This window comes from Streptomyces sp. NBC_00663, assembly GCF_036226885.1.
GTDB lineage: Bacteria > Actinomycetota > Actinomycetes > Streptomycetales > Streptomycetaceae > Streptomyces.
Window position 1 is genome coordinate 2,156,342 of sequence record NZ_CP109027.1, and the last position, 24,981, is coordinate 2,181,322.

The following is a 24,981-nucleotide window of genomic DNA, read 5'->3' on the forward strand; positions in this document are numbered from 1 at the left end:
ATACGTCTCGTACAACTTATTGAGAGTGCCTCGCTTCAGCCGTCGGGGCTCGCTCGCTTCAGCCGCTGAGGCTCCCTCTCTTCAGCGCTGGTAGCGGGCCAGGACCAGGTTGCCGTCCTTCTCCAGGCGTGCGCGCAGTTCGTCGAGGCCGATCGCCCCGCTGTAGTACTCCTGGAACGCCGGGGTCGCGACCTTGTCCTTCCACTCGGGGTAGCCGCGCACGGACTGGGCGGGCGCCGAGCGGAGGTGGGCGGCGAGGGCGGTGCCGGTGGCCCAGCCGTTCTCGGTGGTGTGCAGGGCGGGGGCCTTCAGCGCCTGCGTGCCGGTGGGCAGCATCCAGTCGCCGAGCGCGAGGCGCACCATGTTCTTCGGCTGGAGCAGGTAGTCGATGAACTCGACGGCCTCCTTCTTGTGGGGGCTGTCCTCGGCGACGGACAGCGTCTGCGGGCTGACGCCCTGGCTGAGCCCGTCGGCACCGGCCGGGGCGGGCAGCACCTGCCAGTCGAAGCCCTTCGGGGCCTGCTGCACGATCTGCTGGCGGTAGGAGAAGCCGAGCGGCACCATCGCGTACTTGCCGCCGAAGAAGCCGGGCAGGGTGTCGGAGCCGCTGCTGCCCAGGGTGGTGGGCGAGGCGCTGTGGTCGGTGTTCGCCTGGTCGTGGACGGTGCGCGGGACGACCTCGTCGCCCTTCTCGAAGCGGATGGTCACCTTGCCGTCGGCGCTCCGGTGGAAGAGCTGTCCGCCCGCGGACAGGGACAGGTTGAGCGTGGCCGAGACGGGCTCCTTGAGGGGCCAGGCGATGCCGTACGTCCCGTCGCCGCCGAGTTCCCCGGTGATCCGCCGGAATTCGGTCCAGCTCCAGGGCTTGTCGGGCGTCGGAATGCGCACTCCCGACTCCTTCAGCCACGTGGCGTTGGCGATGAGGACCCTCGGCTCCTGGAGGAAGGGCACGCCGTAGATGCCGTCCCCGAAGGTCGCCGTCTCCCAACTGCGCTGCGGGATGTCCGACTTGAGCCGCGCGGGCAGCAGGTCGGTCAGGTCGGCGAGATAGCCGCCGTAGGCGAAGTCCGCGAGGTCGTCGGAGGCGTCGTGGATGATGTCGGGCGCCTCGCCGCCCTCGAAGGAGGTGAGGAGCTGGTCGTGGACGCTGTCCCAACTGCCCTGGACGTATTCGACCTTGACGTCCGGGTGGGTCGCGTTCCACTCCTTCACCAGCTGCTGGTTGGCGGCGACGGACTCCTCCTGCCAGGCCAGGGACTGGAAGCGGAGGGTGACAGAGCCGTCGTTCTTCCCGCTGTCACTGCCGGTGCAGCCCGTGAGGAGCAGGGCCAGCACCAGCCCGATGAGCCATTTCGTCCGCATCAGCTCTTCACCGCCCCGGCCAGCATGCCGCTCGTGATCCGCCGTTGGATGAGGGCGAAGACGACCAGTGAGGGCAGCGTCGCGAGGAACGCCGCCGCGGCCAGCGGTCCCAGGTCGGCGACGCCCTCCGCGCCGATGAAGTGGGTGAGGACGACCGGCAGTGTCTGTTTCTCCGGGGTCTTCAGCAGGACCAGCGCGAAGAAGAACTCGTTCCACGCGGTGATGAACGCGAACAGCGCCGTCGCCACGATCCCCGGCGCCAGCAGCGGCGCGGTCACCGACACCAGCGTCCGCAGCCGCCCGGCACCGTCGACGGCCGCCGCCTCCTCCAACTCCTCGGGCACCGCCCGCACATAGCCGACCAGCATCCACAGCGCGAACGGCAGCGCCCACACCACGTACACCAGCACCAGCCCGAACAGCGAGTTGATCAGCCGCAGGTTCTTCAGCACCAGGAACAGCGGGATGATCACCAGCACCAGCGGGAACGCCTGGCTGACCACCACCCATCCCGTCGCCGCCCGCGCGAGCAGGGTGCGGCGCCGGGCCATCACATACGCGAGCGGTGTCGCGATCAGTACGGCGATCACGGCGGCGCCGAGCGCGGCCAGCAGGGAGTTGCCCGCGGCGCGCAGGAGCGGCTGTTCGTCGAAGGCCTGCCGGAAGTTGTCGAGGGTGGGGTCCCGTGGGATCCAGGTGGGGTGCAGACTGCCCAGTTCCCGGGGCGACTTGAACGCGATGGAGATCAGCCACAGGAACGGGAAGGCGAGGAAGACGAGATACGCGAGCAGGGCGACGTACTGTCCGACGCGGCCCGTGGTGCTGGTCCTCATGCCTCGTCACCTCCCCTCAGCCGGCCGACGAGGAAGACGGCGAGCAGCACCGAGATCACGGCGACCATCACACAGCCCATGGCCGCCGCGTAGCCGAACTGGCCGTAACGGAAGGCCTCTTCGTAGGCGAAGAGCATCGGCAGGCGGGTACGGCCGCCGGGTCCGCCGCTGGTCAGGACGTAGACCAGGGCGAAGGAGTTGAAGTTCCAGATGAAGTTGAGCGCGGTGATCGACAGGGCGACCGGCCGCAGGGCGGGCCAGGTGACCGTCAGGAAGCGGCGCCAGGCGCCCGCGCCGTCCATCGCCGCCGCCTCGTGCAGTTCGCGCGGGGTGTTCTGGAGGCCGGCGAGCAGGGCGACCGTGGTCTGCGGCATCCCGGCCCACACGCCGACGACGATGACGGCGGGCAGGGCGGTGGACAGCCCCGCGAGCCAGTCTCGGCCGTCACCGAGGCCGAGGTCGCGCAGGGTCTCGTTGAGGACGCCCGCGTCGGGGTTGTAGACGAGCCGCCACATGACACCGACGACGACCTCGGGCATGGCCCACGGGATGATCGCCAGGGCGCGGGCCAGCCAGCGCAGTCTGAGGTCCTGGTTGAGCAGCAGGGCGAGGCCGAGCCCCAGCAGGAACTGCGGCACGGTCACCCCGACGGCCCACACCAGGCCGATCCGGAACGACTCCCAGAACAGCGTGTCGTGCAGCAGGTCCTGGAAGTTGAGGCCGCCGATCCACTGGGTGGACCGGGTGCGCCCCGACTGGGCGTCGGTGAACGCCAGGAGGATGCCGTAGAGCAGCGGTCCGACGCTCAGCACGAGGATCGGGATCAGCGCGGGCAGCACCAGGAACCAGGCGCCGCGGTCCACTGCCCTGCGGCCCCCGTCGGCGCGTGGCGCACCCCGCGTCGACCGCTTCGTCGCGGTCAGCGATGTCACGTGATCGGCTCCTCACCACGGCTCGGGACACTCCGGACCGGCGGGCCCCGGTCATGGTCGTGAAGGGGGTATGCGCCGTCAAGGCATCGCGCACACCGTCCGACCTGTACGAATGCGAGACTGGGCGCCGGATGGCGGGAACTCGACGCCCTGTGCGCGCTGTGCGCACGCGCGGCGGCAGGAACGGGACACGGAGGCGGACGATGGACGAGGCACGGGCGCGGGAGGTACTGGCCGAGGCGGGGGTGCTCCCCGGGGCGGCCGGGGAGGCGCGGCTGCTCGCGCTCGGTGAGAACGCCGTGTTCGCCGCCGGTGACCTGGTCGTCAAGGTGGGCCGGGACGCCGAACTCCTGGACCGGGCGCGCCGGGAGCTGGACATCGCGCTGTGGCTCGCCGAGGCCGAGGTGCCCGCGGTGCGGGCCGCCGAGCCCAAGCCGCTGCTCGTCGCGGGGCACCCGGTGACGGTGTGGCACCGGATGCCCGATGCCGTACGGCCCGCAGAGCCCCGGGATTTGGCCGAACTGCTACGGGTGGTCCACGCGCTGCCCCTCCCCTCCTTCGAGCTGCCGCCCCGCGAGCTGCTGGGCGGTGTGGAACGCTGGCTGCGGCTGGCCGGCGAGGCGATCGACCCCGCGGACGCGGCGTATCTGCGCGAGCGCCGCGACGGCTTCGCTGCGGCCGCCGCAGCGCTCACCCCGCACCTTCCCCGCGGCCCCATCCACGGAGACGCCCTCCCCCGCAATGTGCACGTGGGCCCGGGCGGCCCGGTCCTGGTCGACCTGGAGACCTTCTCCGCGGACCTGCGTGAACACGACCTGGTGGTGATGGCGCTGTCGCACGACCGGTACGGACTGCCGACGCCGGCCTACGACAACTTCACCCGGGCGTACGGCTGGGACGTCCGGGAGTGGGAGGGTTGCTCGGTACTCCGGGGCGCCCGGGAGACGGCAAGCTGCGCCTGGGTGGCCCAGCACGCACCGAGCAATCCACAGGCGCTGGCGGAGTTCGAGCGACGGGTGAAGTCCTTGCGGGACGGGGATGAGACGGTGCGGTGGTATCCGTTCTGAGAGGGTGACCGGTGGCCGACTTCTTATGCCCCATGCGCGGCGCGGGCCCACGCGTCTTCGTCTCATACAGCTACGCCGACCAGACCGCCGCACAGCAGGTCGCGGATCACCTCGCTGACTGCGGCATGCAGGTCCGCAAGGAGGATGAGTCCAGCCTCCTCGGGCAGCCCCTGGAGGAGGTACTGCCCGCCCGTATCGCCGACTGCGAGGTCTTCGTCCAGTTGGTGACCAGGACGTCCGCCGTATCGGCCTGGGTGCGGAGGGAATTCGAGTGGGCGACCAGGGCACGGGCGAAGCGGCCGGTCGTCCTGCCTCTCGTCTTCGGCGACACCGTGCCACCGGATCAGGTCTCCGCGTGGGGCTATCTTCCGGTGCGTGATCCTCTCGATCCCTCCACCCTTTCGGTGATCCGGAAGACGGCCATGCAGGCCGTGGCGACGCTACAGGTGAACCCGCTCGCGCCCTACGAGTTGGAGCAGAGTCCCGTACGGGTGGTTGCTACGGGCGAGCCACTGTCGCGGCGACTTCTGATCGATCCCGAGAACGTGATCCTGGGTGCCGCCGAGGCGACCGTGCACTACGCGGCCGGAACGGATGCGGAATATCGCGACCAGATGATGGCGCAGCAGCAGCGCACGGTGGGACGTCTGGCCGAGAGCATCGCCAAGCACGATGTCTTCCTGCCGCTTTTCATCGACCGGGCACGCCCTCTCGTCCAGCAGCACTGGAGCCCCGAAGACGCTCTCGAGCATCTTGTCGAGATCGTGCAGCGGCTCTTCCGGCTCACTCTGGGATCGGAACTGCTGAAACTCACACGTGACTGGCGTACGGCCGTGAGCCCCGCGCTGGGTGACGGGGCGTCGGCGTGTGCCGAAGCCGGCGAGATGGCAGACCGGCTGCAAGCCACCGCTCCGGGAATCCACGAACGTGGATTCAGACTGTGGGCACTGCGTTCGACGACCGCATCAACGTGGCTCGAACTCGGTTTTGACGCCCCCGGATCGAAGGACAGCACGGTCGCGCTGTTCCCGGCCGACAGATTCAGCGACTCCTCCAAGCAGTTGCTGCGCTACGGACTGGCCACTCCGCAGGTGGAGATCGGGGAGACGGACTGGCTGCTGTACGGCCTTCCGCAATTGGCGGCACGGATCGTATGGAACACTCGCACGCCCGACGAGATCGTCGCCTCGGTGGAGTACGCGGGCTGGAGCCTGGCCGACTACCGCAACGTCGGTCACCACTGACAGAGCGGCGCCGCCCAGGGCGTCAGACCGTCTCGTCGGCCGCCGTCAGCTCGCGCAGGGGCCAGGTGCCGTCCACCACCGCGTCCGTCTCGCCCTTGCCGCGCAGGAACTTCTGGAAGTCCGCCGCCCAGTCCGCGTACCACTCGATCTGGCGGCGGTGCAGTTCCGCCGGGCCGAGGGCCGCGATCTTGGGGTGGCGGTCGGCTATCGCGCCGGCGAGGCGGGCCGCGGCGAGGGCGTCGGCCGAGGCGTCGTGGGCGGAGTCGAGCGGGACTCCGTACTCCCCGCAGACCGCTTCGAGGTTGCGCTTGCCGCGGCGGTAGCGGTCGACGGCGCGGTCGATGGTGTACGGGTCGACGACCGGGGCCGGGTCGAGGCCGCCCAGGCGGTCCCGGAGGGAGGGGAGGTCGTGGCGGTGGAGTTCCGCGGAGAGCAGGGTCAGGTCGAAGGCCGCGTTGTAGGCGACGACCGGGACGCCCGTCTTCCAGTACGACACCAGTACGTCCGCGATGGCGTCGGCGACCTGGTCGGCCGGCCTGCCCTCGGCGGTCGCGCGTTCGTTGCTGATCCCGTGGACCGCGACCGCGTCCGCCGGGATCTCCACGCCCGGGTCCGCGAGCCACTCGCGGTGTCCCATGACCTGCCCGGCCCTCACCTCGATCACGGCTCCCGTGACGATGCGCGCCTCGCGCGGATCGGTGCCGGTCGTCTCCAGGTCGAAGCCGATCAGCAGCTCCCGGTGCCAGCCCATGGGCGGTCCCCCTTCTTGGTGGTGCTTTCCCCCAGTGGTCTCCACGATCCCATGCGCCACTGACAATCAGAGGACCGCGTTCCGCTTGGCGCCCCGCCGGCGACTTTCTTCACCGCCCCGCCGGGGACTTTCACGACACCGGTCGCGAATCCACCCAAGCCGTCTCGAACTCCTCGCGATACGTCGGGAAGAGACCGCTCTCGTCCATTTCGCCCGGCTTGACGACCTTGTTCCCGTGGCGCAGCACCAGCACCGGCGCCTCCATGCCTCGCGAGCGCCGCAGATAGGACTGCACGACGGCGATCCCGTCCGTGCCGTCGCCGTCCACGAGGTAGGCGGCGTGGCGCGGGGTCTCGTCGTAGACCTGGATCTCGAAGGCGCCCGGGTCGCGGAGCTTGGACCGCACCCGGCGCATGTGCAGGATGTTCATCTCGACGGCCCGGCTCAACTCGCCCCGCCTCATACCGAGTTCCCGCTCGCGCCGCTTGACCGCGCTGGAGGCGGGGTTGAGGAAGAGCAGCCGCACCCGGCAGCCCGCCTCGGCGAGCCGGACCAGGCGCCGGCCGGAGAAGTTCTGGACGAGGAGGTTGAGGCCGATGCCGACCGCGTCGAGGCGGCGGGCGCCGCCGAAGATGTCCTCGGCGGGGAACTGCCGCAGCAGCCGCACCCGGTCGGGGTGCACGGCGACCACGTCCGCGTACCGGTCGCCGACGAGGTCCTCGACCGCGTCCACCGGCAGCCGGCGCGCGGAGGGCACGTCACCGCCCGCGCCGAGTATCTCAAGCAGCCGCGCCGAGGCCCGTTCGGCCTGGCCGAGGACGGCCTCGGACAGGGCCCGGTTGCGGGAGACGACGTTGCGGGTCACTTCCAGTTCGTCCAGGGCGAGTTCGACGTCCCGGCGCTCGTCGAAGTAGGGCTCGAAGCACGGCCAGTGCTGCACCATCAGCTCGCGCAGCTGCGGCAGGGTGAGGAAGCTGAGGACGTTGTCGTCGGCCGGGTCGAGCAAGTAGCCCTTGCGGCGGCTGACTTCACGTACGGCGACCGCGCGCTGCACCCATTCCTGGCCGGCCGGTCCGGCGGCGGCCACGACCCAGTCGTCGCCGTGGACGGGTTCGTAGATGGGACGCAGAACAGCGGCCACGACCGCGCGCAACCGCTGTTCGACGAGGTTCAGCCAGATGTAGGCCCGGCCGGCTCGCTGGGCGCGCGTACGCACCTCGCGCCAGGCGTCGGCGTCCCAGTCCAGCTCCGGCCCGATGGAACCGGCGGCGTCCATGGGCCGGGCCAGCGACACCGTGCCGGGCGGGACGTCTGCGGAGTTCCCCTCGTGACCCTCGTCACCAGGGGGCAACTCCAGCCCTCCCGAGCCCACCCGCGCACCGCCTTCCGCTCCCCCGAGCTCTCCCCGTCCCAACGATCAAGGAAGGGTACTCCGGGACCGGTCGGCGGTGCAGCCGGATGGACAGGGTCGTTTCTCAACTACCGCCCAAGTAGTTGCCGTTCTGCCCGGCGAGCTCCGCCGGAGTGAGCGGATTCATAGCGGTGACGTCACGCGGGGCGATCGAGAAGCCCTGCCAGTGGACCGGCATCGGCTGCTGGTCCTCGTCCCGGGCGATGTGGTGGAAGCCGACGTTGACCCAGGCCACGGGGTGCGTGAGGGTCTGGCCGTTGACCCACTTGTCGACCGACTTGGGGTGAGCGCTGTCGCAGCGCGGGTTGTTGCTGGAGAACAGTTCGCACTTGTTGTACTGGGTGAAGTAGATGTCGTGCTTGGTGTAACTGCGGCCCGGGTAGCGGGTGGTGGGGCCGGGGACGAACTCGTACGAGCGCGCGTGGTTGTCCTTGTTCTTGCCGGTCGCACTGACCACCCGCCACCAGCGGTACGTCTTGGCGTCGCCCGCGAGTTCCTTGGTGACCTTGGTGCGGGTGGTCTTGGTGGTCGGGGTGTCCGCGCCGCGCGGGGTGACCGTCGAGTCGTACTGCTCGACCCGGTTCTTGGTGGAGCCGTCGAGGGCGAAGTCCAGGCGCCAGAAGACGTTGTGGCTGTGGCTGGTGGCCTTGTCCTTGGCGGCGCCCTTGCCGATGGGCCAGCCCTTGCCGTCACCCGCGTCGTAGTCGAACGGCGAGAGGGTGCCGGTCGCGCCGACGTTCATGTTGATGGTGCCGTCGTCCTGGAAGCGCCACTCGGTCATGTACTCGTACCAGCCGACCTGGTTGACCGTGTAGACGAGGAGGTCCTTGCCCTGGGCCTGGAAGACCTTGTTCGCGGTGTCGCCCTGCATACGGTAGGCGTGGCCGCGGGAGCGGGTGGTGGTGCACAGACCCTTGACGTTGGGGTTCTGCTCCGGGTAGGGGTCCGGGATCTTGACGGTCTTGATGGTGCCGCCCGGGCACTCGGCGGGCGCCAGGTTCATCAGGTCCTTGGCGAAGTCCTGGCCCGTCAGGTCGTCGTACTCGTTGCCGCCGTCGTCGTAGGGGACGTGGATCTGGCCGAGGCGGGCGCTGTTGAGGACCTTGATCGGAGCGGCCTCTCCCTTGGGCTGGTAGGAGATGTCGTCCAGGACGAGGCCGGCCTTGCTGTCGTAGCGCCAGCACATCCGCCAGGTGGTGCCGCTGGAGAGCTTCTGCTCGATGCGGAAGGCGGCGCTACAGTCGGGCGCCGCCGCGGCGGCGCTCTGCGGCTGGGCGGTGGCCGGTCCGGCCCCGGTCGTCAGACCGGCGGCCAGCGCGGCGACGGCGAGGCCGAGGGCCGCCGTCCGGCCGCGGGCAGGGCTGATTCTGGTGACGCGCATGAAGAAGTGACTCCCTTGCAGGAGGTGCGAGTTCGAAAACTGGACGGAGTTGGGCTCAGCAGCCGAGTGGTCAGCTCAGCGCTTGAGCTCGCCCACCTTGTGGGCGCTCAGGTCGATCACCAGGGACGTGGTGTCGATCCACGGCCCGTTCTTGACCTTCGTGAACAGCCGCACGCAGCGGTGCTCGCCGCACTGGTCGAGTACGGCGGACTGAGCGCCGGGCGTGGCCCGGTAGACGCCACCGCTCAGCCGCAGCTGGTCCGCAGAGGTGAGCTCCTTGCCCATGGCGTCCTTGTAGTCGGCCTTGAGGCCGGCCCCGAGCGGGTCGGCGATCAGCAGGGCCGCCGCCTCACTGCTCTCGGCGCGGCTCAGCGGCGGCTGGACGCCCTGCTGCTCGGCGGAGTCCACGACCTTGCCGGTGTCCAGGTCGACGGTCTTGGTGACGAGGGTGTCGTCCCGGTAGTCGTAGTACGACACGTCGGCGCGCCGGGACGTGTCCGTGCCGCCGGCCTCCTGTTCGGCGAGGTCGACGGTCAGCTGCTGCGGACCGCGCTCACCCGCCGCGTTCTCGCTCGCGGCGAACGTCTGCCGGTTCACGGCGAGTTTCTGGGCCCGCGCGATCTCGTCGTCGGTCAGCGGGTCGCCGCCCTTGCCCTTGTCCCCTTCGTCCGGGGCCGCCTGGACGACGCCCGGCGCGACGGGCGCGCCCTGCTCGTCCTGCCCCAGCTGCTGGGCTGCGGCCGCTGTGCCGTCGCCCTTGGTCCCGCCCGTTTCGTCGGCACCCGCCGTCCCCGGCAGCGTGATGCCGACCATCACGGCGGTCGAGGCCACCGCAATGGCCGCACCGGCCACCACCTTGCCCAGGTGGCGGCGCACTATCTCGCGCACATCTTCCCCCTACTCCCCCTTCGATCCCGGGAGTACGTGTTTGCCCCACACTTTTCGGCATACCTCGTATGCACTGGTCGATCGGTAAGAGGGACGTAAGTCATAGGAGGTTCCATCACTTTCGGGGAGACTCGTGGTCAAGGAGCCCCGGCGGCGGCGACGAGCTGAAAGAGTCGTGTCCATGCAGGTCTGGCCTGGAGAGGCATATCCACTCGGTGCCACGTACGACGGCGCCGGCACGAACTTCGCGGTCTTCACCGAGGCCGCGAACCGAGTTGAGCTGTGTCTGCTGCACGACGACGGCTCGGAGACGGCGGTGGAACTGCGCGAGTCCGACGCGTTCGTACGGCACGCGTATCTGCCCGGCGTGATGCCGGGACAGCGTTATGGATTCCGGGTGCACGGGCCGTACGCCCCGGAGCGCGGACTGCGCTGCAACTCGGCGAAGCTGCTGCTCGATCCGTACGCGCGCGCGATCAGCGGTTCGATCCAGTGGGGCGAGGAGGTCTACGGCTACCACTTCGACGCGCCCGAGAAACGCAATGACCTGGACTCCGCCCCGCACACCATGAGCTCGGTCGTGGTCAACCCGTACTTCGACTGGGGCGACGACCGCCGTCCGCGCACCGACTACCACCACACGGTGATCTACGAGGCCCATGTGAAGGGCCTCACCATGCGCCACCCGGGTCTGCCCGAGGAGCTGCGCGGCACCTACGCCGCCCTCGCGCATCCGGCGATCCTGGAGCATCTGACGGAGCTGGGCGTGACGGCGCTGGAGCTGATGCCGGTCCATCAGTTCGTCAACGACCACCGGCTGGTCGACATGGGGCTGAACAACTACTGGGGCTACAACACGATCGGTTTCTTCGCCCCGCACAACGCGTACGCCTCCTGGGGCGACCGCGGCCAGCAGGTCCTGGAGTTCAAGTCGGCGGTCCGGGCACTGCACGAGGCCGGGATCGAGGTCATTCTCGACGTGGTCTACAACCACACCGCCGAGGGCAACCACCTGGGTCCGACGCTGTCCTTCCGGGGCCTGGACAACCCGTCGTACTACCGCCTCACCGACGATCCCCGCTACTACATGGACACCACGGGCACCGGCAACTCCCTGCTGATGCGCTCCCCGCACGTCCTCCAGCTGATCATGGACTCGCTCAGGTACTGGGTCACCGAGATGCATGTCGACGGCTTCCGCTTCGACCTCGCGGCGACCCTGGCCCGGCAGTTCCACGAGGTGGACCGGCTGTCGTCGTTCTTCGACCTGGTGCAGCAGGACCCGGTGGTCTCCCAGGTGAAGCTGATCGCCGAGCCGTGGGACGTCGGCGAGGGCGGCTACCAGGTGGGCAACTTCCCGCCGTTGTGGACCGAGTGGAACGGCAAGTACCGGGATACCGTGCGCGACCTGTGGCGCGGTGAGCGGCGCGCGGTCGCGGAGTTCGCGTCCCGGCTGACCGGCTCCTCGGATCTCTACCAGGACGACGGCCGGCGCCCGCTCGCCTCCATCAACTTCGTGACCTGTCACGACGGTTTCACGCTGCACGACCTCGTCGCGTACAACGACAAGCACAACATGGCCAACGGCGAGGAGAACCGGGACGGCGAGAGCCACAACCGGTCCTGGAACTGCGGGGCCGAGGGCGCCACCGACGACCCGCACGTCCTGGAGCTGCGCGCCCGCCAGATGCGCAACTTCGTGGCGACGCTGATGCTGTCCCAGGGCGTGCCGATGCTCAGTCACGGCGACGAGTTCGCCCGCACCCAGCGCGGCAACAACAACGCCTACTGCCAGGACAGCGAGCTGGCGTGGGTGGACTGGCCGGAGGAGGGCGGCGAGGTCTTCGGCGATCTGCTGGCCTTCACGCGCGCGATGGTGTGGCTGCGCCGGGACCATCCGGTCTTCCGCAGGCGGCGCTTCTTCCACGGCCGGCCCGTGGAGGGGACCCACGACGAGCTGTCGGACATCGCCTGGTTCACCCATGAGGGCGAGGAGATGACCCAGCGGGACTGGGACCGGGCCAAGGCGTCGGCCATCTCGGTGTTCCTCAACGGCAACGCGATCTCCGAGCCCGGCCCGCGCGGGGAGCGCATCGGCGACGACTCGTTCCTGCTGATGTTCAACGCCTCGCACAAGACGCTGGACTTCGTGGTGCCGGTCAACCACGGCCGCCAGTGGCAGGTCGTGGTCGACACCGCCCGCGCGGACGGCATCCCACCCGAGGCGGGCCCGAAGGTACGGGCCGGGGACCGGCTGACGCTGGTGGACCGGAGCATGACGGTGTTGCAGCGGCCGGTCTAACGACGGCTGGTGGGTGCGCGCGTGGCGGGTGCCCTCGCCGTCGTACGGCGTCGGCCGCGCCGTCAGTGCGGTCGCGCAGGCGAGTGCGGCCGCCAGGCTCGCCGTACCGAAGGCCGCGACGGGGCCGTACGTCTCGGCGAGGCGGCCGGTGCCGGCCAGCGCGAGGGCCTGGCCGGCGACGAGGGCGCTGGTCGCGGACGCCATCGACTCGGCGAGCCGTGGGGGCGGCACCGCGCGCTCGGTGAGCCCGAACACCGTGATGAGGTGCGGGGCGTAGGCGACGCCGAGGACGGTGACGGCCGCGTACAGGGCGCCCAGGCCGTCGGTCCACAGGAGCGGCAGGGAGAGCGCGAAGGCGGCCGCGGTGGCCGCCCGCCAGCGCGTCCCGAGCCCCACGCGCGCGGGGACGGCCGCCATGGACAGGCCCGCGACGGCGCTCATCACTCCCATGGCGGCGTAGACGAGCCCCGCCTGGTCGGGCTGCCCGAGCCGCTCGGTGAGCGCGGTGATGCCGGCCTGGCAGGCGCCGAACATGGCGCCCTGGAGGGCGAGGGCGGCGCGGAGGGCGTGCACGGAACGGGGCATGCGGGGGCGGGCGGTGCGGCCGGTGTGCGGCTTCGCGGCGCGGCCCGTCGCCGTCGGGTGCAGGGCGAAGGCGCTGCCGCATCCGGCGACCAGTACGGCGGCTCCGGCGAGGGCGTAGGCGGGGTGGGCCAGGACCGCGGCGACGCCGACCAGGGCCGGGCCGAGGACGAAGGAGATCTCGTCGAGGGTGCTCTCGAAGGAGAGGGCGGTCGACACGGTGCTGTCGGGGGCGTGCGCGCGGCGGGCCAGAGCCACCAGGCGGGCGCGGCCGAGCGGGCCGATCAGCGGTACGGTCGCGCCGGTCGCCGCGCCGAGGAGGGCGAGGGCGGGCACAGGCAGCCGGGTGAGCGCGCCGGCCACGAGGGCGACCAGGGCGAGCGCGTTGCCGAGGGAGAAGGCGAGGACGACCGTGCGCTGGCCGTGCCGGTCGGCGAGCCGGCCGACCAGCGGGCCGCAGGCCACCTGGCCGAGTGCGAGCGCGCCGCCGGTCAGCCCGGCGGCGGTCAGGGAGCCGCTGGTGCGGGCGACGAGCAGGACGCTGCCGAACTGGACGGTGGCCGTGGGCAGTCGGGCCAGGAAGGACACCACCGGCAGCAGGGGCCCGGTCAGGCCGATGACCTCGCGGTAGGTGCGTCCCATGGTCGTCATCGCTCGAAACTAGCCACGCGTGCGTGGGGACGTGCAGGGGCCGATGACACGAAAGGCGGTGGGGCGGGTACGTAGGTTTGCATGACATCTGCGCGACCCGACCCGGCGGTGCCGACGGCCACCTACCGGCTTCAGCTACAGCCCGAGTTCCCCTTCGACGCCGCCGCGGCGGCCGTACCGTACCTCGCCTCGCTCGGCGTCTCGCACCTGCACCTGTCCCCCGTACTGGAGGCCGTCCCGGGCTCCCCGCACGGCTACGACGTCGTCGACCACGCGCGCGTGCGCGGCGAACTTGGCGGCGAGGAGGGACTGCGCGCGCTCGCGCGGACCGCGCGGGAGCATGGTCTGGGGCTGGTGGTGGACATCGTGCCGAACCACATGGCCATGGCGCCGCGCCACAACCGGGCCCTGTGGGAGGTGCTGCGGGAGGGCCCCAAGTCCCCGTACGCGCGCTGGTTCGACATCGACTGGGAGGCGCAGGGCGGTCAGGTGCTGCTGCCGGTCCTCGGCGGGCCGCTGGGCGCGCAGCTGGAGCAGCTGGTCGTCGAGGGCGACGTCCTGCGCTACTACGACCATGTCTTCCCGCTCCGCGAGGGCACGCGGGACCTGCCGCTGCCGCAGCTGCTCGACGCGCAGTGGTATCGCCTGGCCTGGTGGCGGCTGGCCCGTACTGAGCTCAACTACCGGCGTTTCTTCAGCATCTCGGAGCTGATCGGGGTGCGGGTGGAGGAGCCGGAGGTGTTCGAGGCGACCCACGCCAAGATCCTCCAGCTGCTGCACGAGGGGGTGGTCGACGGGCTGCGGATCGACCATCCCGACGGTCTCGCCGACCCGGACGCGTACCTGCTGCGGCTGCACGAGGCGACCGGCGGGCGCTGGACGGTCGTGGAGAAGATCCTCGCGGACGGCGAGCCGTTGCCGGCCGCCTGGCCCGTCGCGGGGACCACCGGCTATGACGCGCTGCGGCACGTGGACGGGGTGTTCACGGACCCGGCGGGGTTCGGGGAACTCCTCGGCCAGTACCGGCGGTTCGCGGCGCCGCAGACCGATCGGGGCGGGCACTGGGAGGCGACGGTGCGGCGGGCTGCGTACAAGGTGCTCACGCACGAGCTGGCCGCCGAGACCGAGCGGCTCACGCGGGTGGCGGTCCGGCTGTGCGCCACCTCCCCGGAGCCCGCGCTGCGCGACCGTGCGCCCTGGGCGCTGCGTACCGCGCTCCAGGAGCTGCTGGTGCGGCTGGAGGTCTACCGTCCGTACGCCTCGGTCGACGCCGCGTCCGTCGTGACCGAGGAGGCCGCCGAGGAGGCCCGGCAGGCGTTCGTGGTCCCGGAGGAGGCGGGCGCGGTGGACGTCGTACGGGATCTGGTGCTCGGGCGGGTGGGAGAGGGGCCGGAGCACACGGAGTTCCGGGCCCGGTTCGCGCAGACGTCGTCGGCGCTGCGCGCCAAGTCCGTGGAGGACACGGCGTTCTACCGCTATGTGCCGCTGCTGTCGGCGACCGAGGTGGGCGGGAACCCCGGCGCTCCCGCGGTGTCCCCGGAGGAGTTCCACGCCTACTGCGCGCGCGTGCAGCGGGACTGGCCGGCGACCGGGACCGTGGTGTCCACCCATGACACCAAGCGCAGCGCGGACGTGCGGGCCGCGCTGGCGGTGCTCACGGAGTGTCCGGAGCGCTGGGCCGACGTCCTGGCCGAGGTGACCCGTACCGGTGAAGGCGTCCCGGACGCCCAGCTGGCGTGGGCGGCCTGGCAGACGGTGTTCGGGCTGGGGCCGGCGAGCGTGGAGCGGGTGCGGGGGGCGCTGCTGAAGCATGTGCGCGAGGCCGGGCTCTACACCAGCTGGACCGAGCAGGAACCGCCCTACGAGGAGGCGGTGGCGGCCTTCGTGGCGGCGGGACCGTGCGGGGCGCCGGGCGAGCGGGTGGCGGCCTTCCGCGACGCCCTGGAGCCGTCGGTGCGGGCGAACGTGCTCGGCACGGCGCTGGTCCAGCTGACGATGCCGGGGGTGCCCGACGTCTACCAGGGCACGGAGGCCGAGTACCGGGCGCTGGTCGACCCGGACAACCGTCGGCCCGTTGCGTTCCCGCCGGAAGAGCCCGGTGAGAAGGGGGCGTTGACCGCGGCGGCCCTGCGGCTGCGCGCCCGGCGGCCGGCCGTCTTCGGTGAATCGGCGACGTACGCGCCACTGGCCGCCGAGGGTGTGGCGGCGGCCCACTGTCTGGCGTTCGCCCGCTCCAAGGAGGTCGTCACCGCGGTCACCCGGCTGTCGCTGCGGCTGGCGGAGGCGGGCGGCTGGGGCGAGACCCGGTTGCCGCTGCCGCCCGGGCGGTGGGCCGATGTGCTCGCTCCGGAGCGGGAGTTCACGGGGCACGCACGCGTGGCGGAGCTCTTCGAGGGGCTGCCGGTGGCTCTGTTGGAGAGGGTCGGCTGAGAGCGGCAGGGCGTGCGCGCTTTCAGCGTGCGCCCTGGTCTCGTCCCGGCGACCGGCTCGCGCCCGCGCGTGCTCCCGGGGCCTGTTCCGGACGACCGGCGCGTGGTGACGATCGGCAGCACACGGCTCACGCCCGGGTCGGCGGCGTCCGTACCGGTGCGCGACGACGCGGTACGCGCGCGTATACGCGCGTCGTGTCGAGCGCCGGGGCCCGCGACCCCGCTCCACCGGGATCCGGGGCTCCCGTCGGCACTCACGGGCCTTCCTGTCGGCGCTCAATGCATCTGGGCGCCCCCAGGAGCCTCCCCCGGTGCGTCCTTGACAGTCCACGGAGACCGTGGGGTACTGCGGATTGCGAAGCCGGGCGGATGTTTCGGGGGTGAGTCTCCTGCCGGAGCTGCGCTACCCCACAGAGACCGAAGTCGTCGCGTCGGCACGGGCGTTGACCGCTCATCGGCCCGCCCTGTGCACCCTGCGGCAGGTCGGCCGGTCACGGGCGGGCAGGCCCCTGCTGCTGCTGTCCGTGGGCCGGGCGGAACGTGCCGTGCTCGTCGTCGCCGGCGCCCACGCCAACGAACCCACCGGCGGCGCCACCCTTCTCGACGTCGCCGAACGGGTCATCCGGGAGCGGGAGTTGCGGGCGGACACGTCCTGGCATTTCCTGCTGTGCGCGGACCCCGACGGAGCCAGCCTGCATGTGACGCCGGCGCCGCGCAGTCTGTTCGACTACCACCGCGGCTTCTTCCGGCCCGCGGGGCAGGAGCAGCCGGAGTGGTCGCCCGCGGTGCTGCCGCCCGACCGGCTGCCGCCCGAGACGCGTGCGCTGACCGGGGTCATCGACGAGCTGCGCCCCTACCTCCAGGTGACGCTGCACGGCACCGACCTGGGCGGCAGCTGGGTGCAGCTGACCAAGGACATACCGGGGCTCGCCGAGCCGTTCGCGAAGTCCGCGGCGGAGCTCAACATCCCGGTGGAGACAGGCGCGTCGGACGCCGCGGGCTGGCCCGCGTCCGGGCCCGGCGTGCATGTGATGCCCTCGCCGGGTGCCGGGGCGGCGTACCCGAGCATGCCGGACGACGCCCGCAACAGCACCTGGTACCACGCTCATCGGTACGGCGGTCTGACGGCGATCGTCGAGGTGCCGATGTGGGCGAGCGACTTGGTCGACGACCCGGTGCCGCATCCGGCTCCGGCGGTGGCGCTGCGCCGGCTGGCGGGGCGGCTGTTGCAGGACACGCTCCAGGTGGAGCGGGTGCTGGCCGACGCGCTGCCCCGGCTGCCCGGCGTCGACGGACCGCTGCTGCGGGCCGCGAAGTGGGGGCTGGAGCTGGTGCCGGGACTGGCCGCGGACTGGATGCACACGGCTCCGGCCGACAACACGCGCGCGTACGTGGGCAGTGTGGACGCGTTCGCTCGGCGGCTGCCACTGCGGGCGGCGTCGATGCTGCTGCGGGTGCTGACGGAGCACGACGACCGTGCGGCGCCGCGGCTGGAGCGGCTCGTGGCGATGTGGAGCGAGGCCTTCGCGGAGCGGTTCCGGGCCCGCTGGGTGCCGTTGGAGCACCAGATCGAGCACCAGTCCCGCACGGTGGTGGCGGCGGCGCGGCACGCGCGCGACCGGGCCGCGTGAGCGCCGCCCGCCGCGTCACCTCGCGCGCGGGGTCAGCTGTCGAGGGCGAACACCGATCCCGTGCGCCCTGCCATCACACATCCGTTGGAGAAGGTCTCGGTGTACTCGACGGGCCGTCCGTTCCACTCCCCACGCGCGTGTGCGGTCACCGGGGCGTAGATCATCGAGCAGTAGCCGTCCTTCGGCGGGAGGGCCGCGATGTCGCCGTCGACCGCCGCCAGGTCCGCGCAGGCCTCGGCGGCGTGTCCGTGCCCCTGGGGCGGGTCGCACAGCAGGAGGGTGCCGCGGGTGTCGCTGGAGCGGGCGTCGCCCTTGGTGACCGTGAGGTAGAGCCAGTCGCCGGCGCGGGTGTCCCGCGCGGTCGCCTGGGCGGGGGCCGTGCCGGTGACGAGGAGGGCGGCCGCGGCGAGCAGAGCGCCCCGGGCCGCCTTCGATGCAGTGCAGTTCTTCATTCCAGATGCATCGGCACGGCCGTCTGGGAACCCCACCCCGACTCACCCGAACGAGAGCCCACGCGCGCGTGCCGCCCGGCCGCCAGTTCGAACGCGGCCTGCACCACGCGCGCCTGGTACTCCACCTGACGGGCGACGGGGATCCAGCGCGCCCCACAGCCGTCGAGGTAGTCGGCGCACCACATGTCGATGAGCCGGTCCAGTTCGGGCAGGACGCCGGCCGGGTCGGTGCCCGCGGCCGTGACGAGCTGGTGCAGCAGTCCCGCCGTGCGCAGTGCGAGGCGCCGGCCGGAGATGCGCAGGGTGGCCAGATGGGCGGTGCTCAGCGGCGGCAGCGGGTGGCCGCCGTCGGCGCCGGCGACATCGGGGTCCCAGGCGTCCGCGAGACCGGGGCAGACCAGTAAATAGTCGTCCACCGGGGCGAGCAGCCGTTCCGCGTCCGGTACGGCGGCGATGTGCGGGCGGATGCGGGCGAGGAGGCGCTCCAGGAGCCCGGTGTCGTGCCGCAGCGTACGGCTGACGAGGCGCAGGACGGCGTCGACGTCGACGGGCGGGGTGCCGTCCTCGACGGCGGTCACGCCCCACATGGGGGCCTCGACGACCGCGGTCACGGTGCCGTGCCGGTAGGGGTGGAACCAGGTGGACTCGACGGCTGCCTCGGTGATGGCCGCGGCCAGGTCGCCGCGGCGCGGGGGCGGGATGCGGTAGACGGCGGGGCCGAGACCGGGCCAGTACAGGGTGTCGTACGGGCCGAGTTCGCGCGGGATGCCGAGGCGGCCCGCGATGCGGGCGACGCGCCCGGCGAGGCCGGGCAGGTCGTGGGTGAGCTCGACGAAGCCGCCGCCGACGTCGACGCCGTGCAGGGAGCACTGGAGGAAGGGCCGCAGCTCGTCCTGGAGGTCGAGCAGGGCGCGGGTCTCGGGCAGGGTGACCGCGGCGGCGCCGTCGGGCAGCCACTCGGGCTGTTCCAGGAAGCCGGGCCTGAAGAAGTGCCGGAAGTAGCGGCCGAGGGTGTACGGGCCGTGCAGCCAGCGCTCGTTGCGGCGCAGTCCGTCGGGGTCGAGGCAGAGGAGCAGGTTCCAGGTGGCGTCGGCTGCCTCGGTGAGCGTGGGGTCGGCGAGGGCGCTCTCGGCCAGGTGCAGGACGGTGGCGCCGCCCACGGGTTCGTTGGCGTGCGGGCCCGCGACGACGAGGGCCTGCCGGGCGCCGTGGCCCACGGAGAGCAGCCACAGGGGTGTGCCCGCGCGGGAGGTGCCGACGGGGCGGAGCCTGGCGTCGCGTGGATGGCGGGCGACGAGTGCGACGGCACGGGCGCCGAGTTCGTCGACGGACGGGTAGCGGAGGAGGGGCGTCAGGGCACACCTCCACGATGTGGTGCCGTCGGTTCACCTGATGTGCATGGTGGACGTACAGTCAGTCACGACTTATGAGGTACGTCAACACCGCGGCAGGCAAAGGGAATTGAGCGTTCTACAGCGAGCAAATCCCAGGCCAGAGCTAAGGTTCGCCTCAATCGGCACCGTCGGGATGCGGCTCAGTCCGCGGCGAGCCGGAACCACATCCGCCCGAAGCCGACCTGGTCGCCCTCGCGGACGACGGCCGCCCCGATGACGCGCCGTCCGTTCACCGTCGTGCCGTTGGTGGAGCCGAGGTCGCGCAGCACCCACATGCCGCCCTGGCGGCTCAGTTCGGCGTGCACGCGCGAGACCGTCTCGTGGCTCAGGCGGAGGCCGTTGGCGGGGTCGCGGCCGATGCGCAGCGGGTGACCGCCCACGGGGTGGGGCAGCAGCAGCTTGGGCAGCCGCTCGGCCTGCCAGGCGCGGCGCAGTCGCTGGGTGAAGCCGGAGACCGCCTCGACGGAGCCGAAGACCACACGGGAGAGGCGGCTCTCCGAGGGCAGGTCCGCGGTGAGCGCGGCGAGCTCGTCCGAGCGGCGGGCGGAGAGCGCGAGTTCCATCCGCCGGATGAAGGTGTCGTGCGACAGCCGTCCCATGGCGACGCCGTCGCGGAGCACCTTCAGCGCCTTGTCGCGCTCCGCGTCGGAGAGCCGCGCGGGGTACGTGTTGAACTCGAAGGACGACGTCACGCTCGTGATTGTCGGGCAGTGGACGCCGGGTGTCCAGAAAACGCGGGATCGGCCGCCACGCGCGCGAACTGATCGCGTTTGAAGCACCATGGACGGGCTACATCACGGTGAGCAGACGAAGGGGAACCGTCCGTGCAGTTCGAGGTGTGGGCACCGCAGGCAGACCGTGTGACGCTCCAGTGCGACGGCGCCACGCGCGCGTTGGAGCGCGATCCCGAACGCGCGGGGTGGTGGCGCGGCGAGGCCGAGGCGGCGGACGGCAGTCGCTACGGCTTCGCGCTCGACGACGGCCCCGTGCTGCCGGACCCGCGCTCGCGGCGCCAGCCGAACGGCCCGGACGGGCTGAGCGCGGTCGTCGACCATGGGCGTCACGTGTGGCGTACGGAGTGGGCGGGGCGCCCCCTGCCGGGCGCGGTCCTGTACGAGCTGCACGTGGGCACGTACACCCGCGAGGGCACCCTGGACGCGGCTGCGGACCGTCTTGAGCACCTGGTGGAACTGGGCGTCACCCATGTCGAGTTGATGCCGCTGTGCCCCTTCCCCGGGCGGCACGGCTGGGGTTACGAGGGCGTGTCGCTGTGGGCCGTGCACGAGCCGTACGGCGGCCCCGAGGCGCTGAAGCGGTTCGTGGACCGGGCGCACGAACTCGGGCTCGGCGTCGTCCTGGACGTCGTGCACAACCACCTGGGCCCGTCCGGCAATTACCTGCCCGCGTTCGGCCCGTACTTCACCGACACCCACCACACGCCGTGGGGTTCCGCGGTGAACCTGGACGCGCCGGGTTCCGACGAGGTGCGCGCGTATCTGACGGGCAGTGCGCTGGCGTGGCTGCGGGACTACCGGCTGGACGGGCTGCGCCTGGACGCGGTGCACGCGCTGGCGGACACGCGCGCGTGTCACTTCCTGGAGGAGCTGTCGACGGCGGTGGACGCCCTCGCCGCCGACCTGGGCCGGCCGCTCTTCCTGATCGCCGAGTCCGATCTGAACGACCCACGGCTGGTCACGTCCCGCGCGGAGGGCGGCCTCGGGCTGCACGCCCAGTGGAACGACGACTTCCATCACTGTCTGCACACCGCGCTGACCGGCGAGTCCCAGGGCTACTACGCCGACTTCGGCAAGGCACCCCTCGCGGCGCTGGCCAAGACACTGGCCGACGGGTACTTCCACGACGGCACCTACTCCAGCTTCCGCGGGCGGCACCACGGACGCCCGCTGGACCGCAACCGCGTGGCCGCGCACCGGCTGCTCGGCTACAGCCAGACCCACGACCAGGTCGGCAACCGCGCCCAGGGCGACCGGCTTTCGGCCTCCCTCTCCCCCGGCCTGCTGGCCTGCGCCGCCGCCCTGACGCTCACCGCGCCCTTCACGCCGATGCTGTTCATGGGCGAGGAGTGGGCGGCGGGGACGCCCTGGCAGTTCTTCACCGACCACACCGACCCGGAGCTCGCCGAGGCCGTACGGCGGGGCAGGCGGCGGGAGTTCGCGGCGCACGGCTGGGCCGAGGAGGACGTGCCCGACCCGCAGGACCCGGCGACCCGCGAGCGCTCCTGCCTGGACTGGTCCGAGCCGCAGGACGAGCCCCACGCGCGCGTGCTCGCCTGGTACCGCCTGCTCATCGCGTTGCGCCACGAACAGCCCGACCTCACCGACCCGGACCTGGCCGACACCAAGGTGGCCTACGACGAGCGGCGGCGCTGGCTGGCCTTCCGGCGCGGTGACGTACGGGTGGCGGTGAATCTGGCCAAGGAGACCGCCGCGATCCCTCTGGGGCCCCGTCAGGCGCGTGTGCTGGCGGCGTGGGAGCCGGTGGCGGCGCCTGGGGCGGACGGCGTGCTGGAGGTGCCCGGGGAGTCGTGCGTGGTGCTGCTCCAGGAGTGAGCATCCCCGAGCGCCCTCAGAGATCCTCCCCCTCGCCCTCCCGCAGCTCCGTCACCCGTTCCAGCAGGATCGCCTCCCAGGCGTGGCTGAGCCGGAGGCGCAGTTCGGGCAGTGGGGTGGCGTCGCGGCCCTGGAGGCGGGTGGCGAGGCCGACGACCGCGTCGCAGCGGGCGAGCCACAGGCCGCGCAGGCAGGGTCGGGCGCCGTAGCCCGCGAGGGTGGCGGCGCGCACGGCGGCGGGCGCACCGACGGTGAGCGCGAGCCCGGCGATGTCCTCCGCGGGGTCACCGAGCACCGCGTCGGCCCAGCCGAGCACGCCACGCACCCTGCCGTCGGCGCTGACGACGAGGTGGTCGCCGGTGAGGCCGTGGTGGACGAGGACGGCGGTGCCGGGCTGCGCGGCGAGCTGCACGGCGGCCGGCTGGGTCAGCTGATGGAGGCGCACGGGGTCGAACTCGTCGGCGGCGGCGAGGAGTTCGGCGGCGCGTTCGGCACCGCGGCGCAGCGCCTCCAGGGAGCGCGGGGCGATGCGTGGCACGCCCAGGGTCTCGGCCTGCCGGGCGGGCACCTCGCGCAGCCCGGTGAGCAACGCGGCCAGGTCGGCCTCGCCGACGGCGGACACGTCGTGCTCGCGCGCGGAGCCGCCGGGCAGCTTGCTGTCGAGCGTGTACGTCAGGCCCGGCGCCCACTCGCCGTGGGCGATCCCGGTCGGGACGGAGACCGGGACATGGGCGCGGACCAGGTCACGCAGGCGCAGTTCGCGGCGCTGGCGCACGGTGGCCTCGCGGTCGGGGGCCAGGCGCAGCACATGCCGGTCGCCGACCCACCAGGTGGCGGGCTCGGCGCTCTCGGTGACCGGCCGGACGTCCGGCCCGGCCGTGTCGGAGGCGTCCTTGAGGAGGGAACGGACCAGCCGGCGGACGGTGTCCGCGGTGGGTGTCGGTGCCTGGGTCATGGTCGCGCCGTTGTCACTCGGGGTCGGGGCTCCTGAACACTGCTCAGTCCACTATGACCATCTCGCGGCTGGTGTCGTTGAGGCGACGGCCGCCGTCCTCGGTGACCGTGACGATGTCCTCGATGCGGACGCCGAAGCGGCCGGGCAGATAGACGCCGGGTTCCACGGAGAAGCACATGCCGGGCACGAGGGGCTGCTCCTCGCCCTCGATCATGTACGGCGGTTCGTGCGTGGTGACGCCGATGCCGTGGCCGGTGCGGTGGATGAAGTACTCGCCGTAGCCGGCGTCGGTGATGACCTTGCGGGCGGCCCGGTCGACCTCCTGGCAGGCGACCCCGGGGCGCACGGCTCGGAAGCCCGCCTCCTGGGCCTCGCGGACGAGGTCGTGCACACGCCGCTCCTCGTCGGTGGGCTCGCCCACGTGGACGGTGCGGGAGGTGTCGGAGCCGTAGCCGTCCTTGAGGCCGCCGAAGTCGAGGACGACCATGTCGCCGCGTTCGATGACGCGGTCGCCGACCTCGTGGTGCGGGTTGGCGCCGTTGGGGCCCGAGGCGACGATGGTGAAGTCGACCTGGGAGTGCCCGAACCGGCGCAGCAGGTCGGCGAGGTCGGCGCCGACCTCGGACTCGCGGCGACCGCCGAAGGGAACCTTCCGGATCTCCTCGAACGTTGCGTCGGCAGCCGCGCCCGCGGCTGCCAGGAGCTCCAGTTCGGCCGCGTCCTTGACGGCCCGGAGCATCGGCAGGGCGTCGGTGAGGGCGGCGTAGGAGGTGTTCGGCAGGGTCTTCTGGAGACCGAGCAGGTGCATCGCCCAGGCGTTGTCGCTGATGCCGAACCGGCCGCCGGAGTCGAGAAGGGTCGCCGTGGCGGCGTAGGGGTCCTTGCCGTCGGTCCAGTCGCGCAGGGTCAGCGCGGGCGCGCCCACGGCGTGGGCGGCGTCGGGGGCCTCCAGGGTGGGGACGACGAGGACGGGGTCCTGGCCGGGGGCGAGGACCAGCAGGGTGAGCCGTTCGGTGATCGCGGTGGGGGCGTAGCCGGTGAGCCAGACCAGGTCGGGCCCTGGGGCCACGAGCAGTCCGGCGAGTCCGGCGTCGGCGGCGGCCCGGGCGGCGCGCTCCATGCGGGCCCGGTAGTCGTCGGCGGTGAAGGGCGCGGGCGTGCTCCCGGTCATCCGGGCCTCCCTGGGCTGACAGAGGGACAACAGGTACTACGGGCAGCATCCTGCCCGGTCGGCGGGGGCGGCGCGAGCCGGTTCACGGGGCCCGCCGCACCGCGGCTCCGCAGCGACCAGACCTTTTCCCTCACTTAATGGTTATGGATTGCTCAAGCATTAGAGCTAATGCTTGAATCGCCGTACACCATTAAGGCCATCAGGGGAGGCGTACGACCGTGCTCGTACTCGCGCACATCAGCGATCCGCATCTGGACGGAAGCGAACGGGCCACCACGCGCGCGAGGCGGGTGCGCGACCACTTGTGGGGGCTTCCGGGGCGGGTGGACGCGCTGCTGGTGACCGGCGACATCGCGGACCACGGCGCGGAGGCGGAGTACGAGGAGGCCGCGCGCCTGCTGAGCGACGCGCCGTTCCCCGTGCTGACCTGCCCGGGCAACCACGACTGCCGCGCCCCGTACCGCAAGGCGCTGCTCGGGCTGCCGGCGGCCGACGGGCCGGTCAACAGCGTGCGCGTCTTCGACGACGCGGCGGTGCTGATGTGCGACTCCAGCATTCCGGGCAGCGACGAAGGCGCCCTGGACGAGGAGACGTACGACTGGATCGAGGCGACGCTCGACGGGCTCGGCGGGAACCGGCGTGCGCTGCTCGCCTTCCATCACCCGCCGGTGGCGCTGCATCACCCGTTGCCGGACGCCTACCAGTTGCGGGACGCCGACCGGCTGGCCGCGCTGCTCGACCGCCGCCCCGAGATCGCGGGCCTGATCACGGGGCACGCCCACACCCCGGCGGCGAGCGTCTTCGCCGGGCGGCCGCTGGTCGTCGGGCCGGGGGTGACCTGGACGCTGCGGCTGCCGTGGGAGGGCGAACAGGTGGCCGACCGGGACGCGCCCGTGGGGCTGGCGTTCCACGTCCTGGACGACGCGGGGCGGCTCACGAGCCACTTCCGGGTGGTGACGTGACGATGCCGGGTGC

Annotated in this window: 19 protein-coding genes and 1 pseudogene; 7 read left to right on the forward strand and 13 right to left on the reverse strand. The window is 72.0% G+C overall.

Features of this window, described 5'->3' with window-relative positions:
• Positions 1–81 precede the first annotated feature (81 nt).
• The 3 genes from OG866_RS09755 to OG866_RS09765 are packed head-to-tail and all read right to left on the reverse strand — an operon-like array spanning position 82 to position 3,127.
• Complete coding sequence (locus tag OG866_RS09755; RefSeq protein ID WP_329333365.1) at positions 82–1,362, reverse strand: ABC transporter substrate-binding protein; 1,281 nt, start codon at positions 1,360–1,362, stop codon at positions 82–84.
• Complete coding sequence (locus tag OG866_RS09760) at positions 1,362–2,195, reverse strand: carbohydrate ABC transporter permease (RefSeq protein ID WP_329333368.1); 834 nt, start codon at positions 2,193–2,195, stop codon at positions 1,362–1,364. The genes OG866_RS09755 and OG866_RS09760 overlap by 1 nt, the downstream gene beginning before the upstream one ends.
• On the reverse strand, positions 2,192–3,127 hold the full coding sequence (locus OG866_RS09765) for a carbohydrate ABC transporter permease (protein ID WP_329333370.1): 936 nt from the start codon (positions 3,125–3,127) through the stop codon (positions 2,192–2,194). The genes OG866_RS09760 and OG866_RS09765 overlap by 4 nt, the downstream gene beginning before the upstream one ends.
• Before the next feature lie 203 nt (positions 3,128–3,330).
• Between OG866_RS09765 and OG866_RS09770 the strand changes: the two genes are divergently transcribed.
• On the forward strand, positions 3,331–4,194 hold the full coding sequence (locus tag OG866_RS09770; RefSeq protein WP_329333372.1) for a phosphotransferase enzyme family protein: 864 nt from the start codon (positions 3,331–3,333) through the stop codon (positions 4,192–4,194).
• Between the two features lie 32 nt (positions 4,195–4,226).
• Positions 4,227–5,438, forward strand: coding sequence for a toll/interleukin-1 receptor domain-containing protein (locus OG866_RS09775; protein ID WP_329333374.1), 1,212 nt, complete (start codon positions 4,227–4,229; stop codon positions 5,436–5,438).
• Between the two features lie 22 nt (positions 5,439–5,460).
• On the opposite strand, the gene OG866_RS09780 is transcribed toward OG866_RS09775, so the two are convergent.
• The 4 genes from OG866_RS09780 to OG866_RS09795 all read right to left on the reverse strand — a co-directional run bounded on the left by OG866_RS09780 (position 5,461) and on the right by OG866_RS09795 (position 9,869).
• Positions 5,461–6,189, reverse strand: coding sequence for a 3'-5' exonuclease (locus tag OG866_RS09780; protein WP_329333376.1), 729 nt, complete (start codon positions 6,187–6,189; stop codon positions 5,461–5,463).
• Between the two features lie 130 nt (positions 6,190–6,319).
• Positions 6,320–7,561, reverse strand: coding sequence for an SAV2148 family HEPN domain-containing protein (locus tag OG866_RS09785; RefSeq protein WP_329333379.1), 1,242 nt, complete (start codon positions 7,559–7,561; stop codon positions 6,320–6,322).
• A 103-nt stretch (positions 7,562–7,664) separates the two neighbouring features.
• Positions 7,665–8,981: a copper amine oxidase gene (locus OG866_RS09790; protein ID WP_329333380.1), complete on the reverse strand. Its 1,317-nt coding sequence runs from the start codon at positions 8,979–8,981 to the stop codon at positions 7,665–7,667.
• Positions 8,982–9,056: 75 nt separating this feature from the next.
• A complete protein-coding gene (locus OG866_RS09795) occupies positions 9,057–9,869 on the reverse strand; it encodes a Tat pathway signal sequence domain protein (RefSeq protein WP_329333382.1) in 813 nt (270 codons plus the stop codon).
• 181 nt (positions 9,870–10,050) lie between these two features.
• On the opposite strand from OG866_RS09795, the gene glgX reads away from it, so the two are divergent.
• Positions 10,051–12,171 (forward strand): glycogen debranching protein GlgX, encoded by a 2,121-nt coding sequence (gene glgX, locus OG866_RS09800; protein ID WP_329333384.1) that lies wholly within the window; start codon positions 10,051–10,053, stop codon positions 12,169–12,171.
• 222 nt (positions 12,172–12,393) lie between these two features.
• On the opposite strand, the pseudogene OG866_RS09805 reads toward glgX, so the two are convergent.
• Positions 12,394–13,404 (reverse strand): annotated as a pseudogene (locus OG866_RS09805) (MFS transporter); the annotation flags it as partial.
• Between the two features lie 81 nt (positions 13,405–13,485).
• On the opposite strand from OG866_RS09805, the gene treY reads away from it, so the two are divergent.
• Positions 13,486–15,834 (forward strand): malto-oligosyltrehalose synthase, encoded by a 2,349-nt coding sequence (gene treY, locus OG866_RS09810; protein ID WP_329333385.1) that lies wholly within the window; start codon positions 13,486–13,488, stop codon positions 15,832–15,834.
• A gap of 379 nt (positions 15,835–16,213) precedes the next feature.
• Positions 16,214–17,464, forward strand: coding sequence for a M14 family zinc carboxypeptidase (locus OG866_RS09815; protein ID WP_329333387.1), 1,251 nt, complete (start codon positions 16,214–16,216; stop codon positions 17,462–17,464).
• A 32-nt stretch (positions 17,465–17,496) separates the two neighbouring features.
• On the opposite strand, the gene OG866_RS09820 is transcribed toward OG866_RS09815, so the two are convergent.
• From OG866_RS09820 to OG866_RS09830, 3 genes are all read right to left on the reverse strand, one after another.
• Complete coding sequence (locus tag OG866_RS09820; RefSeq protein WP_329333389.1) at positions 17,497–17,916, reverse strand: SSI family serine proteinase inhibitor; 420 nt, start codon at positions 17,914–17,916, stop codon at positions 17,497–17,499.
• Positions 17,913–19,271, reverse strand: coding sequence for a M14 family zinc carboxypeptidase (locus tag OG866_RS09825; RefSeq protein ID WP_329344014.1), 1,359 nt, complete (start codon positions 19,269–19,271; stop codon positions 17,913–17,915). Before OG866_RS09825 ends, OG866_RS09820 begins: the two co-directional genes overlap by 4 nt.
• 179 nt (positions 19,272–19,450) lie before the next feature.
• Positions 19,451–20,002, reverse strand: a complete 552-nt coding sequence (locus OG866_RS09830) for a DUF1707 and FHA domain-containing protein (RefSeq protein ID WP_329333390.1) — start codon at positions 20,000–20,002, stop codon at positions 19,451–19,453.
• Between the two features lie 132 nt (positions 20,003–20,134).
• On the opposite strand from OG866_RS09830, the gene treZ reads away from it, so the two are divergent.
• A complete protein-coding gene (gene treZ / locus OG866_RS09835; RefSeq protein ID WP_329333392.1) occupies positions 20,135–21,880 on the forward strand; it encodes a malto-oligosyltrehalose trehalohydrolase in 1,746 nt (581 codons plus the stop codon).
• 16 nt (positions 21,881–21,896) lie between these two features.
• Here treZ and OG866_RS09840 read toward each other — a convergent pair whose 3' ends face one another.
• The gene (locus OG866_RS09840; protein ID WP_329333393.1) at positions 21,897–22,835 is read right to left on the reverse strand and encodes an aminoglycoside phosphotransferase family protein; all 939 of its coding nucleotides are present in this window, start codon (positions 22,833–22,835) and stop codon (positions 21,897–21,899) included.
• A 43-nt stretch (positions 22,836–22,878) separates the two neighbouring features.
• Positions 22,879–24,006: an aminopeptidase P family protein gene (locus OG866_RS09845; RefSeq protein ID WP_329333394.1), complete on the reverse strand. Its 1,128-nt coding sequence runs from the start codon at positions 24,004–24,006 to the stop codon at positions 22,879–22,881.
• Positions 24,007–24,224: 218 nt separating this feature from the next.
• Here OG866_RS09845 and OG866_RS09850 point away from each other — a divergent pair, with 218 nt between their 5' ends.
• Complete coding sequence (locus tag OG866_RS09850) at positions 24,225–24,968, forward strand: metallophosphoesterase (protein WP_329333396.1); 744 nt, start codon at positions 24,225–24,227, stop codon at positions 24,966–24,968.
• Positions 24,969–24,981 lie beyond the last annotated feature (13 nt).